This is a genomic window from Streptomyces caelestis (assembly GCF_001279005.1).
Classification (GTDB): domain Bacteria; phylum Actinomycetota; class Actinomycetes; order Streptomycetales; family Streptomycetaceae; genus Streptomyces; species Streptomyces heliomycini.
In genome coordinates this window covers 1-206 of sequence record NZ_LGCN01000190.1, presented here as the reverse complement: position 1 = coordinate 206, position 206 = coordinate 1, and the positions used below count along the sequence as shown (strand labels likewise).

1 protein-coding gene is annotated in these 206 nt (G+C 71.8%); it reads right to left on the bottom strand.

All coding sequences use genetic code 11. The features are described 5' to 3' along the window. Positions 1-182 (bottom strand): hypothetical protein (locus tag ADK41_RS16535; protein ID WP_420706794.1); only part of this gene is annotated, 182 nt, incomplete at its 3' end. Positions 183-206 lie beyond the last annotated feature (24 nt).

Here is a 206-nt window from a genome sequence, read left to right as displayed (position 1 = left end):
ACGGTGGCGCGGACGTGGCGCACCCAGTAGTCGGCCGAGCACAGCAGGCCGGGGCCGGCGATCCCACCGGTCACGTTCGAGACCACCGGGAGAAGCGGTTCGGTGTAGGTGAGGCTCTCGGCGACCCGGCGGAACTCCGCCAGCATCGGCTCCATCAGCGGCGAGTGGAAGGCGTGGCTCACCGACAGGCGCTGCGTCCTGCGCCC